The following is a 13,662-nucleotide window of genomic DNA, read 5'->3' as shown; positions in this document are numbered from 1 at the left end:
TGGTTCCATGGACACGGCCCCCCAGACCCCGCCACAGAACGCAGCAACACCACCGGACCCGGACGGGAAGCACCAGCTTTCCGGCAACACGGTGTTCAAGCTTGCCCACCGGATTTCCGACGGCGTTAACGGTGTGCGCATCCAGCTGGCTAAACGTTGGAAGTTCGTGCCGCAGACCATTGCCTACCAGGGCTACGGATCCACCAGCCTGGTGCGCGTCCTGGGCCGGGTGCTGCTGACCCAGAAGCCCATGCCCGGAAGCAAGGCAGAGCACGCAGCAAAGAACGGCAACCAGAACGTGCGCGGCTGGCGGGCCTTCACCAGTGTTCCCCTGCAGTTCACCGACGTCGAAATCACCATCGGCGATGTTGTCACCCACGTCCGGGCGGACAGGGGCGGGCTGATCGACACGGAAGTGGCTGTCCAGCTGGAGCCCGGCTGGCACACCGCGGTCCTCCGCGCCGAGGGTACCGAGCCCGTCGAAGCCAGGGTCCGGGTCATCGCACCGGACGTGAAGTTCGGGATTGTGTCCGATATTGATGACACCGTCATGGTGACGGCCCTGCCCCGGCCGTTCCTGGCCCTGTGGAACACTTTCGTGTTGAGCGAGCGGGCCCGCATGGCAACACCGGGCATGGCTGTCTTGCTGGACCGGCTCACAGTGGAGCATCCGGACGCACCGGTGATCTACCTTTCCACCGGCCCGTGGAACGCCGCCCCCACGCTGGCACGCTTCCTGACCCGCAACATGTATCCGTCCGGGGCGCTGCTGCTCACCGACTGGGGCCTCACCCAGGACCGGTGGTTCCGCAGCGGCCAGGACCACAAGCACCGTAACCTTGAGCGGCTCGCCAAGGAATTCCCGGACATGCAGTGGCTCCTGATCGGCGACAACGGCCAGCATGACGAAGCCATCTACTCCGGCTTCTCGCAGGAGCATCCGGACAAGGTGGCCGCGATCGCCATCCGCCAGCTGTCCGTCAGCGAATCGGTGTTCGCCGGCGGCCACTCCGAGGACGGGGACCATACGGCGTCCCAGGTCCCGTGGATCTACTCGCCGGACGGCGCCGGCATCGCCAAACAGCTCACGGCCCTGGACCTGCTCTAGGCGCTGGCACCCACGGCGGGAACGTCGTCGTCGGGCATCCCGCTGCCAACCGCCCCCGCGCCCATGGCCGCGACGTCCATGCCCTCACCCACCATGGCCTCGGCAATCGCAGTACCCGCGGCGACGGCGAGGTCGCGCTCCTCGATGAGTTCCTGGAGCCAGAAGTAGGAGGCCTTTGGCGTCCGCTCCAGGGTTTCGAAGTCCACGTGCAGGAGCCCGAAGGGCTGCTTGTAACCGGCGGACCACTCGAAGTTGTCCAGGAGCGACCAGACGTAGTAGCCCCGAAGGTCCACGGATGCAGCCTCCCCGCCCGGGGCCGTTGCCCTCAGTGCGGCTTCGAGGTGGTCCGAGAGGTACTTGAGCCGCCGCTCGTCCGGGATGAACCTGGTATTGGTGGACTTGTCCCGGACGATGATGTCCTCGAAGCTGGCCCCGCCCTCGGTGAGGATGACGGGCGGAAGGTTGGGGTACCGTTCGCCCATTTCCTTCAGTGCCACGGCCATGTACTCCGGCTTCACCGGCCAGCCGTAGGCGGTGATGTCCGCCTCAGGCCAGGTTTCAACGTGGAACGGTGTTCCGCCGTTGCCGGCGGCGCTCAGGTCGCTGCCCATGGCCTCGGCCATGCTGGCCGGCACCGCTCCCCCGCCCGGCCCTACTGCCACCTTAGTGGGCATGTAGTAGTTGAGCCCGTAGAAGTCCAGCGGCTGGGAGATGAGCTCCATATCCTCGTCCGGGTGCTCGAAGGAACTGAAGAACTTGGCCGCACGGATCAGGTCCGGGTATTTTCCGGTCAGCACGGGGTCCGCGTACAGCCGGTTCTGGGCTAGGTCCATAAGCCCGGCGCTGATCCTGTCCAGCGGGTTGATGGAATTCGGCACCATGGGCGAGTACACGTTGGTCATGCCGATCTCCCCCGGCACCTTGGCAGCGCGCAGGGCCTGGACGGCGAGGCCATGCCCCAGCAGCTGGTGGTGCACAGTGGGGAAAGCGCCCAGCATCAGTTCCTTGCCCGGTGAGTGCAGGCCGAGCGTGTAGCCGTTGGTGCTGACCGTGGCAGGTTCGTTGATGGTCACCCAGCGCGCCACCCTGTCGCCGAATTTCTCGGCCAGGATGGCAGCGTATTCGCCCAGGCGGTAGGCGGTATCCCGGTTCATCCAGCCGCCGGCTTCGTCCAGCGTCAGCGGGGTGTCCCAGTGGTAGATCGTCGCCATGGGGGAAATGCCGTTGGCCAGCAGCTCGTCCAGGAGCCTGTCGTAGAAGGCCAGGCCGGCGCGGTTCGCCGGCCCGCGACCTGTCGGCTGGATGCGTGGCCACGCAAAGGAGAACCGGTAGGAGTCCACGCCCAGCTGCTTCATGAGCGCAACGTCCTGGGGCATGCGGTGGTAATGGTCGGTGGCAATGACGGGGCTGTCGTTGTCCACGATGGCACCATCCTTGGCCGCGAAGACATCCCAGCCTGCCGGGCCCCGCCCGTCCTCATCCAGCGCGCCTTCAATCTGGAAGGCTGCCGTGGCCACGCCCAGCGTAAATCCGGATGGGATCAGGGCAGCGAGTTCTTTGGCGGTGATGTGCATCTGCGGGCCTTTTGTAACGGAGCGTAAATAAAGTACGTCTCAGGATGGCACAGCTCCGGGCGCCTGACGAGCAAACCGGTACCCTCCGCCGAGCCTCTCCCGGATGGCAAGGCTACTGGGAGCCGAACAGGAACTCCTTGGCGTGCGCCACCGCTTTGCGGAAGGCGTCGTTCCGGAGGGTCGCCAGCTGTTCGGTGTCCCCGTCGGCGGGTTCCAGGTAGCCGGTATAGCCGGGGCGCAACACCCAGATGTCGCCCGCCGGCGGCAGGTAGAACACGCCAAAGGACCGCTGCTGCTTCTCGTCGGCAGTCCATACCGGCACCACGGCCAGCGCCGCACCGGTGGAAGGGTTGATCCATTGCGCGCGGGGCAGCGGCTGCTCGTGCGCTTCGGGGTCCAGGAAGGGCGCAGTGCCGGCACCCCAGCGCTGTTCAAAGCGCTCGTGGAATGCCGGAATCAGGTGTGAATCGTATCGGCGCCAGTCGCTCATCCGGTTCTCCGCCTCCTCGCGGTTTTTGTTGTTGTGTTCTATTCCCCGTGTGTTTCCCGCCGGAACCAGTGCCAGGACCAGCGCCCGGGACCACTGTCAGGCCCAGGGCCCGCTCTCCCACCGCACCGGGGTGACTCTGATGACGGCGTCCGGGGATCCGCGGGGGCTGCGCACCTTCCGGACAGGAATTGACTGTCCGGCGGAGGCCCGCTGCTTGTCGTAGGCGGCGCGCCGCTCCGGATCCCTGAGGACGTCGTAGGCCTGCATGATCTGGAGGAGCTCCCCTTCCGGGGAAGTACCGCCGTCGACGTCGGGGTGGTGGCTGCGCATCAGCGCACGGTAGGCGCGCGAGATTTCCTGTTGGCTGGCGTGCGGCTGGATCCGCAGGGTGTCGTAGTGGTCGGGGGTGCTTGTCATGGTGGCCCTTTTCCGCTCCGCGGGCGCCCGCAACGGGGCGCCGTGCGGAAAAGAATGCAGGGCGCGGGCAACCTTGGGAAGGTTCCCGCGCCTGCCGGCTGTGGCTAGGTTCCGATCTGGTGCTTTTCGCTTTGCTGGGTCTGGATCTCGATCCTGCGCGGCTTGGCCTTCTCGGCCACCGGGATCCGCAGGGTCAGGACGCCCTGGTCATAGCTTGCCTTGATGTTGTCAGTGTCCAGCGTGTCGCCAAGGATCAGCTGCCGGCTGAAGACACCGCGGGGGCGCTCGGAGGCCACCAGTTCCACATTGGGCTGGGTGGGCTCCTTGCGCTCCGCCCGGACCGTGAGGACGTTGCGTTCAACGTTCAGGTCCAGGGAATCCACATTCACGCCGGGCAGGTCGAAGGCCACCACAAACTCGCCCTCCTCCTGCCAGGCGTCCATGGGCATGGCAGCCGGGCGGGCGGCGGTTCCAAAGACCTGCTGCGTGAGCCGGTCCAGCTCACGGAACGGGTCCGTGCGCATCAACATCATTTCCCACTCCTTCAGCTTCAGTAGGTGTTCCACCTGTGCCATATCCACCCCCTTTAATCTATGGTGATGGATATAGATTTTTTATAGCACCGGTGGGAAACTGAGGCAAGACCCCGGACGGATTTTGGAGAACTGATGGCAAACCAGGACGCAGGCCGGAGTTCCGGCCCCAGCAGCAGCCGTGCGCTGTACGCCATCTCCGTGGCCGCGGAGCTGGCCGGAACAGGGCAGCAGAACATCCGGCTCTATGAGACGAAGGGCCTGCTGACGCCGTCGCGGACGTCCGGGGGCACCCGCCAGTACAGTGATGACGACATTGCTGTCCTGCTGCGGATCGGCGAGCTCCTGGAGCAGGGCCTCAACCTCGCGGGCGTGGCCAAGGTGCTGGAACTTGAGGCGGCCAACAACAAACTGCACCGCGCCCTCAAAAAGGCCAGGTCCCGGCCGCCAGCCTGAAGGCTGGGCAACAGACCGGTCCCACGGGGACAGTACTGCGGCGGGCCGGCCCCGCGGCAGGCCAGTACCGCGGCGGGTCAGTCCCGGGGCGAGTCCGCCTTGGACAGTTCACCGGTGATGCGTTCCCCGGGGATCCGGGCGGTGCGCCACGTGTCCAGTGCGATAACCCCGCCCAGGATGACCAGGGAGAGGGACAACGATGCGAGGGCGTCGCTGAGCCAGTGGTAGCCCAGGTACAACCTGCTCAGGGCGGCAAGCACGATGCCTATTCCCGCTCCCACGAAACCAAGAACGGCCGCTTTGGTGTTGCTCTGCCGGGAGAACACCAGGAAGGCGCCAACCAGGAGGAAGTCACAGGCACCCAGGACATGCCCCGACGGGAACGAAAACGTGTGGTCGATCCCGAAGAGCATCTGCTCCACGGGCGGACGCGAGCGCTGGACAATCCGCAGGATGATCTGGGAAATGATCACCCCCGTGACCATCGCAGACGCCAGCAGGATGGGGCGCCAGGCATGTTTCGCAGCGAAGCCCCACCACAGGATCACCACCAGGACAATGATGGGCAGGGCGACCGGACCGAAGACCACGGCGAGGAAAATCATGAAGGCAGTACCGGCGTCGGACCTTGTCCCCAGGAGCCAGTCGCGCACCGGGACATCCGCCGCGGACAGGCCATCGGCCTGCAGCACGCTGACCAGCGTGGCAATGAACAGCGCAACCCCCGCCACCACCAGGATGATGGCCGCGCGGTACAACCCGCGCCGGTCGGCGGGGTCCATGTAGCGCTCCTCCACCACGAACTTGTCATGGAAGGCCCGCCACCTGCCCTGGCTCTTGCTGGTGGTTCCGGAACCTGCTGAATCCTGATGTCCCACTGTGATGCCCGTCCCTGCGCCGTTGAGATTTTTCCTAGGGGAAGAGTATCGCGTTCCGCACTGGCACTAGCCTGTCTCCATGGGTGCCATGAATGAACTGATAGACGCTGCTGCGGTTCATTCCGCCGCAGCCATCCTCACGGAGGCTGCTCCCGGCGTGCGGTGGGCCAGGACACGCGCCGCCGCCTCCCTGCTGGGGGACCTTAACCTGCGCGCCAGGACTGATCTAGTGGCCGAGGCGCTGCAGGAGGACATCCGGGGCGTTCCCGGGGCGGGATATCCGACGGCGGCGGGCAGCTTCCGTGCCGCGCTGCGGTTTCCGGAGTTCACGGGCTGGATCCTGTGGCCGGTCTCGGAGGCTGCCGCTGCCCTTGCCGTCGAGTCCGGCGGAGCGGCAGACTTTGACGACGCGCTGGCGCTGCTGGCGGAACTGACGCCGAGGCTCACCAGCGAGTTTGCGGTCCGCCGCCTGCTGCGCCACGACCTGGACCGGGCACTGGGGGCCGCCTTGGAGTGGACGTCCCACCCGGATGAGCATGTACGCCGCCTCGCGAGCGAGGGCACCCGCCCCTACCTGCCGTGGGCGGTGCGTGTGCCCGGCCTCGTGGAGCGGCCCGAGGCCAGCCTTCCCGTCCTGAACGCGCTGTACCGGGACCCCTCGGAGTACGTGCGCCGGTCCGTGGCCAACCACCTCAACGACCTTGCCCGGCACGCCCCCGGCGCCGTGGTGGCTACGGCAGCGCAGTGGCTGTCCGCCCCTGATGGCAACACGGGCTGGGTGGTCCGGCACGGCCTCCGCACGCTGGTGAAGAAGGGGCACACGGAGGCCCTGGCACTGCTGGGCTTTACGCCGGCGCAGATAAACGTGGCCGGGCCCCGCCTGGACCGGAACGTGGTCCCTTTGCCCGGCGAACTGACGTTCTCCTTCGAGATCGCCAACACCGGCACGCAGGACGCGCGCCTGGCCGTGGACTACCTTGTCCATTACCGCAAGGCCAACGGCAGCCAGTCCGCGAAGGTTTTCAAGGTTTCAACCCTCACCCTTGCCCCTGGCGAAAGCAGGAGCCTATCCAAGAGCCATGCCTTTCGGCAGATGACCACCAGGGTGCACCACCCCGGCCTGCACGCCCTGGAGCTGCAGATCAACGGGGCAGTCCACGGGCGCGCAGAGTTCCTGCTGCAAGGACCTTAGACCGCAAGACCTTTGACCGTCCACAATTATTGATTGACTCCTTTATGACTCTGCAGTAACCTGCGTGTTAGCGCTAACAAGAGAACATTCGTGGAAAGACCCGGAACGGGGAACCTGCTGCTCCTGCGTCTGCCGGAACCCACGCCTGGCTAGTGCCGGGAAGGCCCGGGGCCGCATCAACACCAGGTCCTCCTGGCCGCTTTACACGCCGGCATGCGCAGATGCTTGCCGGCCCAGCACCACATCGCGGACCAGCATCCGCGTAAGGAGAAAATCGTGAGAATTAGGAAACTCCTGGGCGCCGTAGCGGTCGCCCTCGCAGTCACAGTCGGGGCCACAGGGTGCGGCACGCGGGGCGGCGCCACTGAAGCGGGAGCCTCCGCCAACCCCAGTGACTCCCTGGTGGGCATCTCGATGCCCACGCAGACGTCCGAGCGCTGGATTGCTGATGGCGGAAACGTGGAGAAGTCCCTCAAGGACCTGGGGTACAAGACGGATCTCCAGTTCGCCAATGACGACATTCCCACCCAGGTCTCGCAGATTGAAAACATGCTGACCAAGGGTGCCAAGGCCCTCATCATTGCTGCTATTGATGGCACCACCCTGACGGACGTCCTTGCCAAGGCCAAAGAGCAGAATGTCAAGGTTATTGCTTACGACCGGCTCATCAACGGCTCACCTAACGTTGACTACTACACCACGTTCGACAACTACACGGTTGGAGTGCAGCAGGCAACGTCGCTGCTGACCGGTCTTGGCCTGGTTGATGCCAGCGGCAAGAAGGTGGACGGCAAAGGTCCGTTCAACGTGGAGCTTTTCGCAGGCAGCCCGGACGACAACAACGCAAACTTCTTCTGGACCGGGGCGATGGACACCCTTCAGCCATATCTTGACGCTGGAACCCTGAAGGTTCCCAGCGGCCAGACCAAGTTCGAGCAGGCAGCCATCCTGCGCTGGCAGGCGCCTGTGGCGCAGAAGCGCATGGAGGACATCCTCACGGCCGCGTACAGCGCCGGGACAAAGCTCGACGGCGTCCTGTCGCCTTATGACGGGCTCTCCATCGGCATCATTTCGGCACTGACCAGCACCGGCGGTTACGCCCAGGGTGACCTGCCTGTTGTCACCGGCCAGGACGCCGAAAAGGGTTCAGTCAAGTCGATCATTGCCGGTGAACAGTACTCCACCATCTTCAAGGACACCCGCAAGCTCGGATCCCAGGCCGTAAAGATGGTTGACGCCGTACTGAAGGGCCAGGAGCCGGAAGTTAATGACACGGAGACGTACAACAACAAGGTCAAGGTGGTTCCGGCATACCTGCTGGAGTCAGTGATCATCACCGGAGACAACTACAAGAAGGAACTCATCGACTCCGGCTACTACACCGAGGCCGACGTCAAGTAGCCGTACCCTCCCTAGAGGTTGTGGCCGGGCCGGCGCGGCCCGGCCACAACCTGTCCCCCGGCACCTGCGGCCGCAGGTGGCCCTCTTTCCAACCAGTCGGCGGGAATTGACGCATGAACACACCCATTCTCCAGATGCGGGGAATTACCAAAACTTTCCCTGGGGTCAAGGCCCTGCAGGATGTCACCCTTGACGTTAACCGCGGCGAGGTACATGCCATCTGCGGCGAAAACGGCGCCGGTAAATCCACGCTCATGAAAGTCCTGTCCGGGGTCTATCCGGACAATTCATTTGACGGCCAGATCCTGTTCGAAAACGAACCCTGCACTTTCTCCAGCATCAATGACAGCGAAAAGCGCGGCATCGTCATCATCCACCAGGAACTGGCGCTGAGCCCGTACCTTTCCATCGCGGAAAACATCTACCTCGGCAACGAGCAGGCCAGGAACGGGTGGGTGGATTGGCGCAAGACCAACCTCGAGGCTGCCAAGCTCCTGGCCCGGGTGGGGCTGGCCGAAAACCCGGTCACGCCCGTGCAGCACATCAGCGTGGGCAAGCAGCAACTGGTAGAGATTGCCAAGGCACTGTCCAAGGAAGTCAAACTCCTCATCCTGGACGAGCCAACGGCAGCCCTCAACGACGAGGATTCCGGGCACCTGCTGGACCTCATCCTGCACCTGAAGGGCCAGGGCATCACCAGCATCATCATCAGCCACAAACTCAACGAGATCCGAAAAGTGGCAGATGCCGTCACCATTATCCGCGACGGCAAGACCATCGAAACGCTCCGGCTCGACGAAGGCGAGATCACCCAGGAACGCATCATCCGGGGCATGGTGGGCCGTGACCTCGACAGCCTTTACCCTGAGCGCACGCCGGTTATCGGCGAGGAAGTGCTGCGGATCGAAGACTGGTCCGTCCAGCACCCGCAGGACCACACGCGCATGGTGGTGTCCAACGCCAACCTCACAGTCCGCAAGGGCGAAGTGGTGGGCCTGGCGGGACTGATGGGAGCCGGAAGGACCGAGCTGGCCATGAGCGTGTTCGGCCGGACCTACGGGCGGGCGGTCTCAGGCAAGGTCTTCAAGTACGGCAGGGAAATTAACACCTCCACCGTGCCCGACGCCATCCGGCACGGTCTTGCCTACGCCACTGAGGACCGAAAACACTACGGTCTGAACCTCATTGAGGACATCAAGCGCAACATCTCCATGGCGGCGCTGGGGAAGCTGGCGAAACGTGGCTGGGTCGACAAAAACGAAGAAACGGCCGTCGCCAACCGCTACCGCACAAGCATGAACATCAAGGCCCCCTCGGTTGCAGCCATCACGGGCAAGCTTTCCGGCGGAAACCAGCAGAAAGTGGTGCTGAGCAAATGGATGTTCTCCGATCCCGATGTGCTGATCCTCGACGAACCCACCAGGGGTATCGACGTGGGCGCGAAGTTCGAGATCTACACGATCATTGCCAACCTGGCGGCTGAAGGAAAAGCAGTCATCGTCATCTCCTCGGAACTTCCCGAGCTGCTGGGCATCTGCGACCGGATCTACACCCTGTCGGCAGGCCATGTCACCGGTGAAGTGCCCATCGCCCAGGCTTCACAGGAAACCCTTATGCACTACATGACCAAAGAGAAGGAATAGCATGTCCGCCCTACGAGAATCACTCGGCTTCCTGACAAGCCGCCTCCGCCAGGTTGGCATCTTCGTCGCCCTGATCCTGATCGTCATCCTCTTCCAAATCCTTACTGACGGCATCCTGCTCCAACCCCAGAACGTCACCAACCTTGTAGTCCAGAACAGCTACATCCTCATCCTTGCCATCGGCATGGTCATGGTCATTATCGCGGGCCATATCGACCTCTCGGTCGGATCCGTCGCCGGCTTCATCGGCGCCGTGGCCGGCGTCATGATGGTCCAGTGGGGGTGGGCGTGGTGGCTGGCCATTCCTGCCTGCCTGGCGGTGGGAGCCCTGGTGGGGGCGTGGCAGGGATATTGGATCGCCTATGTCGGCATACCCGCCTTCATAGTCACCCTTGCCGGCATGCTGATCTTTCGGGGGCTGACGCTGATCACCCTGAAGAACCAGCAGATCACCCCGTTCCCCGACGAACTGCGGGCGCTGGGTGGCGGCTTCCTCCCCGACATCAGCGGAGGCACCTCCGTCCTGGAATGGCTGACCGTCATCCTCGGCGTTGGCGGTACCGCCGCGATCCTCTTCCAGGCACTGAAGGAACGCCGCATCCGCAAGAAGTTCAACCTTGAGAACGAGCCCATGGCCTGGTTCGCCATCAAGACGGCCTTCATCGCGCTGCTCATGCTCATCATCACGTTCCTCCTCGCCAGCTACCGCGGCACCCCCATCGTGTTGATCGTCCTTGCCGTCCTGGTCATCGCCTACTCGGCGTTGATGAACAACAGCATCTTCGGCCGGCACATCTACGCGATCGGCGGGAACCTGCACGCCGCCGAGCTCTCCGGCATCAAAACCAAGGCCGTCACCTTCCGGCTTTTTGTCAACATGGGTGTACTGGCGGCGCTGGCCGGTTTGGTCTTTACCGCCCGGCTGAACTCCGCCCAGCCCGCCGGCGGCACCGGCTTCGAACTTGATTCCATCGCGGCAGCCTTCATCGGCGGAGCCGCGGTCCAGGGCGGGATCGGCACGGTGGCCGGAGCGCTGATCGGCGGATTGATCATGGGTGTCCTGAACAACGGCATGTCCATCCTGGGCCTCGGCACGGACTACCAGCAGCTCATCAAGGGACTCGTCCTCCTGCTTGCCGTTGGATTCGACATCTTCAACAAGAACCGGACAGGTGGCGGCACCAGCATCGCCAGCCGTTTCAAGAGGAAGCCCGCACCACCGGCCGCTGAAGGAACTACTCCCCGCGGGACGGCCACGGACCAGCCCCTTCCTGTACCGGCCAGCACGTCAGATCCCCGCTGACCCTGACGGCCCGGCAGCTGCCTAAGCTGCAGCCTGGCCAAGGGAGTCCGACGGCGGCCGGCAACAGCCGCCGTCGGGCTCTGCCCTCAGTGCTGCGCGCTGCCTGCAGGGTCCTGCCAGTGGTCCCGCCAGGTGTGCTCAGGCTCAAAGCCCAGCAGCCGGCGCGCCTTATCAATGGACAGCATGGTTTCGTGTTCGCCCAGTTCCTTGACCACCTTGACGCCGGGGAACACTTCCGCGGCCAGGCTGGCACTGGACCGGCTCATGACGGTATCCGCGTTGGCAATGATGAACGCCTCGAATCCCGGCGTGCCGTTTTCGAGTGCGCGGGCCACCGCCTGGGCGCCGTCCCGGCCGTCAATGTAGCCCCAAAGGTTCCATTTCCGGAGGGTCGCATCGGAGTCGAAGGAAGGGAACTTTTCGTAGTCCTCCACGTCCATGACATTGGAAAAGCGCAGCCCCACGATGCTCAGTTCCGGGTCCCATCGCGTCAGTTCCACGGCCATCTGCTCTTCCAGGTGCTTCACCAGGGAGTAGGTGCTTTCCGGCCGTGCAGGGTACTCCTCGTCCACGGGGATGTAGGGCGGATCGACGTCGAACGGCAGCCCCAGCACCGTCTCACTGGAGGCGTACACCACCTTCTTGATGCCCGCGCGGCGTGCCGCCTGGAACACGTTGTAGGTGGACAGCATGTTGTTCTCGAAGGTGGCGGCATCGGGAATGATGCCCGGGGCAGGGATGGCACCAAGGTGCACCACGGCGTCGAAACCCTCGTGCCTGTCGTCCAGCCCCAGCAGCACGTCCAGGACCTGGCCGTAGTTGCGCAGATCCACCACAACCAGGCCGGGACTGCGGGTGCCCGCACGGTCCAGGTTGAGAACCTGGTGCCCGTCCTCCGTGAGCCTGCGGACCACGTGCCGCCCAAGTTTTCCGCTTCCGCCGGTGACCGCAATTCTCATCAGGTTTTCCTTTACTGTGGTGGCTTGCGCCGGTTCTTCGGTGCTGGCGTGCGCCCGTTCAGGCGCCGGGGCGCGGGGATGCCAGGAACTTTTCGACGGCGGCGATCGCCAGTTCGGTGATGTCGCCGGGATCCCCGCTGCCGTCCACGGAGACGAGCATTCCACGGCCGGCGTAGACCGAGACTACTTCATGCGTCTCGCGGTGGTAGAGATCCAGGCGGCGCCGGAACACGTCCACCGTGTCGTCCGTGCGGCCCTGCTCCGCAGCCCGCCGGAGCATCCGGCGCTCCAGGACGGCGTCGGGGGCGGTCAGTTCAATGACCGCATCCAGCGCAAGCCCCTGGGCCACGAGCATGTTGTCCAGTTCCGTGACCTGCGGGGCTGTCCGCGGATAGCCGTCCAGCAGGAAGCCTTCCTGGAGGTCGCTGTCCAGCAGGCGGTCCTTGACCATGGCGTTGGTGAGGTGGTCGGGGACAAAATCGCCGCCGTCGAGATAGCCCGCCGCCTGGTTTCCCAGCTCCGTTTCCTGGCTGACGTTGGTCCGGAAAATCTCTCCGGTGGAGACTGTGGGAACACCGAAGTGCCTGGCCAGGTGCTCTGCCTGCGTTCCCTTGCCGGAGCCCGGCGGACCAATGATGAGCAGCCTGGTCATATCTGTCCCTCTTCCTGCCCCTGGGGGCCGTCCAGCCGCCGGTTCCGGGGGTCTGCAGCCGGGAGCACCGGCGCCTGCTTCATTCTGCCGGTAACTCCCCCGCCGGCGCCAGGGAGCCCGCACCCGCATGTGTCAAAGTGACCGTCTTCCCCGTCGGAGGATGTATATACTTCTGGATATCGGTTTAGCAGCAGGCCGTTGGAAAGTTCCTCGATCCAGCGACCTTCACAGCCTGCCCGCACCGCCGGGGAACGCCGGAAGCCGCCGGGTTGTCCTGAGCGAATGGCACCAAAGAACCGTGGCCAGCGAGTCAACAGCAAAAACCGATACATCCATTACCGAGCACCTTCATGAACTGGTCCTCAACAGCTCTGACGTTGAGGACTTCCTCAATGAACTGGCACAGGTGTCCGCACGCAACCTTTCCGAGCCCGGCGATGAAATCATGTGCGCCATCACCCTCCTGCGGCAGCGCAAGGCCGCAACGGTGGCGAGCAGCAGCCCGGATGCCAAAGCCATTGCGCACCTCGAGTACGAGTTCAGCGAGACGCCCAGCCTGACAGCCTCCGCCGCCCTTGAGAGCGTCCACGTCCCCGACGCCCGCCACGACGGCCGCTGGCCGGAATACTCCTCGGCCGTGCTTGCCCAAGGCATCCGCTCCGTCCTTGCACTGCCCTTCCAGGTGGAGGGCGGGACAAAGGCTGCCCTGCTGCTGTACTCCCGCCGGCCGAACCGTTTCGAGCCTCGGATCCTTGAATTCGCCGAGGACTTTGTGGGCCAGACCTCCCTGGCCCTGCGGCTGGCGGTGCGCTTTGCCCACTACAGTGAAACTGCGGCGAACCTCCGGGCCACGCTGGAGTCCCGCACAGTCATCGACATGGCCGTGGGCATCATCATGGCGCAGAACCGGTGCAGCCAGCAGGACGCCTTCGACATCCTGAAAACGGCGTCCAGCACCCGCAACTCCAAGCTGCATGACGTTGCCGCGGCCGTGGTGAATTCGCTGGGCCAAGGCCCCGCGCGGACGCACTACGACGGGTAGTTTTCACAGGCTCC

The 13,662-nt window shown here is 64.3% G+C and carries 14 protein-coding genes; 7 read left to right on the top strand and 7 right to left on the bottom strand.

Features of this window, described 5'->3' with window-relative positions; translation table 11 throughout:
• The first annotated feature begins 7 nt into the window (after positions 1-7).
• The gene (locus WHH00_RS02360; RefSeq protein ID WP_406636187.1) at positions 8-1,108 is read left to right on the top strand and encodes an App1 family protein; all 1,101 of its coding nucleotides are present in this window, start codon (positions 8-10) and stop codon (positions 1,106-1,108) included.
• Here WHH00_RS02360 and WHH00_RS02355 read toward each other — a convergent pair.
• The 4 genes from WHH00_RS02355 to WHH00_RS02340 all read right to left on the bottom strand — a co-directional run bounded on the left by WHH00_RS02355 (position 1,105) and on the right by WHH00_RS02340 (position 4,119).
• Entirely contained in the window at positions 1,105-2,682 is a 1,578-nt protein-coding gene (locus WHH00_RS02355; RefSeq protein ID WP_406636185.1) for a glycoside hydrolase family 1 protein, read from the bottom strand. The two genes, WHH00_RS02360 and WHH00_RS02355, sit on opposite strands and share 4 nt — an antisense overlap.
• 112 nt (positions 2,683-2,794) lie before the next feature.
• A complete protein-coding gene (locus WHH00_RS02350) occupies positions 2,795-3,172 on the bottom strand; it encodes a hypothetical protein (protein ID WP_231456411.1) in 378 nt (125 codons plus the stop codon).
• A gap of 96 nt (positions 3,173-3,268) precedes the next feature.
• Positions 3,269-3,589, bottom strand: coding sequence for a J domain-containing protein (locus tag WHH00_RS02345; RefSeq protein ID WP_406636183.1), 321 nt, complete (start codon positions 3,587-3,589; stop codon positions 3,269-3,271).
• A 104-nt stretch (positions 3,590-3,693) separates the two neighbouring features.
• Positions 3,694-4,119 (bottom strand): Hsp20/alpha crystallin family protein, encoded by a 426-nt coding sequence (locus WHH00_RS02340; protein WP_406638472.1) that lies wholly within the window; start codon positions 4,117-4,119, stop codon positions 3,694-3,696.
• A 138-nt stretch (positions 4,120-4,257) separates the two neighbouring features.
• Between WHH00_RS02340 and WHH00_RS02335 the strand changes: the two genes are divergently transcribed.
• On the top strand, positions 4,258-4,578 hold the full coding sequence (locus WHH00_RS02335; RefSeq protein ID WP_350005549.1) for a MerR family transcriptional regulator: 321 nt from the start codon (positions 4,258-4,260) through the stop codon (positions 4,576-4,578).
• A 77-nt stretch (positions 4,579-4,655) separates the two neighbouring features.
• Here the strand turns inward: WHH00_RS02335 and WHH00_RS02330 are convergent, their stop codons facing one another.
• Positions 4,656-5,456 carry a phosphatase PAP2 family protein gene (locus WHH00_RS02330; protein WP_406636180.1) on the bottom strand — a complete coding sequence of 267 codons (801 nt, stop codon included), beginning with the start codon at positions 5,454-5,456 and terminating at the stop codon, positions 4,656-4,658.
• Between the two features lie 79 nt (positions 5,457-5,535).
• Between WHH00_RS02330 and WHH00_RS02325 the strand changes: the two genes are divergently transcribed.
• From WHH00_RS02325 to mmsB, 4 genes are all read left to right on the top strand, one after another.
• Positions 5,536-6,648 (top strand): DNA alkylation repair protein, encoded by a 1,113-nt coding sequence (locus WHH00_RS02325; protein ID WP_406636178.1) that lies wholly within the window; start codon positions 5,536-5,538, stop codon positions 6,646-6,648.
• Between the two features lie 276 nt (positions 6,649-6,924).
• Entirely contained in the window at positions 6,925-8,049 is a 1,125-nt protein-coding gene (gene chvE, locus WHH00_RS02320; RefSeq protein ID WP_406636176.1) for a multiple monosaccharide ABC transporter substrate-binding protein, read from the top strand.
• A 113-nt stretch (positions 8,050-8,162) separates the two neighbouring features.
• A complete protein-coding gene (mmsA, locus tag WHH00_RS02315; RefSeq protein ID WP_406636174.1) occupies positions 8,163-9,692 on the top strand; it encodes a multiple monosaccharide ABC transporter ATP-binding protein in 1,530 nt (509 codons plus the stop codon).
• A 1-nt stretch (position 9,693) separates the two neighbouring features.
• Positions 9,694-10,995 carry a multiple monosaccharide ABC transporter permease gene (gene mmsB / locus WHH00_RS02310; RefSeq protein WP_406636172.1) on the top strand — a complete coding sequence of 434 codons (1,302 nt, stop codon included), beginning with the start codon at positions 9,694-9,696 and terminating at the stop codon, positions 10,993-10,995.
• An 86-nt stretch (positions 10,996-11,081) separates the two neighbouring features.
• Here mmsB and WHH00_RS02305 read toward each other — a convergent pair whose 3' ends face one another.
• Together WHH00_RS02305 and WHH00_RS02300 are read right to left on the bottom strand one after the other, a co-directional pair.
• The gene (locus WHH00_RS02305) at positions 11,082-11,954 is read right to left on the bottom strand and encodes an NAD-dependent epimerase/dehydratase family protein (RefSeq protein ID WP_406636170.1); all 873 of its coding nucleotides are present in this window, start codon (positions 11,952-11,954) and stop codon (positions 11,082-11,084) included.
• 58 nt (positions 11,955-12,012) lie between these two features.
• Positions 12,013-12,606 (bottom strand): adenylate kinase, encoded by a 594-nt coding sequence (locus WHH00_RS02300; protein WP_406636168.1) that lies wholly within the window; start codon positions 12,604-12,606, stop codon positions 12,013-12,015.
• A gap of 298 nt (positions 12,607-12,904) precedes the next feature.
• On the opposite strand from WHH00_RS02300, the gene WHH00_RS02295 reads away from it, so the two are divergent.
• On the top strand, positions 12,905-13,648 hold the full coding sequence (locus WHH00_RS02295; RefSeq protein ID WP_350005559.1) for a GAF and ANTAR domain-containing protein: 744 nt from the start codon (positions 12,905-12,907) through the stop codon (positions 13,646-13,648).
• Positions 13,649-13,662: the final 14 nt, after the last annotated feature.

It is taken from the genome of Pseudarthrobacter quantipunctorum (assembly GCF_045291495.1).
Classification (GTDB): Bacteria; Actinomycetota; Actinomycetes; order Actinomycetales; family Micrococcaceae; genus Arthrobacter; species Arthrobacter quantipunctorum.
Note: the sequence above shows the minus strand (reverse complement) of the source record. Positions and strands in the feature narration are given on the sequence as shown.

Excerpts from the sequence above, each read along its gene's own strand:
- WHH00_RS02360 (WP_406636187.1), top strand. The coding sequence starts at position 8 with ATGGACACGGCCCCCCAGACCCCGCCACAGAACGCAGCAACACCACCG.
- WHH00_RS02355 (WP_406636185.1), bottom strand. The coding sequence starts at position 2,682 with ATGCACATCACCGCCAAAGAACTCGCTGCCCTGATCCCATCCGGATTT.
- WHH00_RS02350 (WP_231456411.1), bottom strand. The coding sequence starts at position 3,172 with ATGAGCGACTGGCGCCGATACGATTCACACCTGATTCCGGCATTCCAC.
- WHH00_RS02345 (WP_406636183.1), bottom strand. The coding sequence starts at position 3,589 with ATGACAAGCACCCCCGACCACTACGACACCCTGCGGATCCAGCCGCAC.
- WHH00_RS02340 (WP_406638472.1), bottom strand. The coding sequence starts at position 4,119 with ATGTTGATGCGCACGGACCCGTTCCGTGAGCTGGACCGGCTCACGCAG.
- WHH00_RS02335 (WP_350005549.1), top strand. The coding sequence starts at position 4,258 with ATGGCAAACCAGGACGCAGGCCGGAGTTCCGGCCCCAGCAGCAGCCGT.
- WHH00_RS02325 (WP_406636178.1), top strand. The coding sequence starts at position 5,536 with ATGGGTGCCATGAATGAACTGATAGACGCTGCTGCGGTTCATTCCGCC.
- mmsA (WP_406636174.1), top strand. The coding sequence starts at position 8,163 with ATGAACACACCCATTCTCCAGATGCGGGGAATTACCAAAACTTTCCCT.
- mmsB (WP_406636172.1), top strand. The coding sequence starts at position 9,694 with ATGTCCGCCCTACGAGAATCACTCGGCTTCCTGACAAGCCGCCTCCGC.
- WHH00_RS02305 (WP_406636170.1), bottom strand. The coding sequence starts at position 11,954 with ATGAGAATTGCGGTCACCGGCGGAAGCGGAAAACTTGGGCGGCACGTG.
- WHH00_RS02300 (WP_406636168.1), bottom strand. The coding sequence starts at position 12,606 with ATGACCAGGCTGCTCATCATTGGTCCGCCGGGCTCCGGCAAGGGAACG.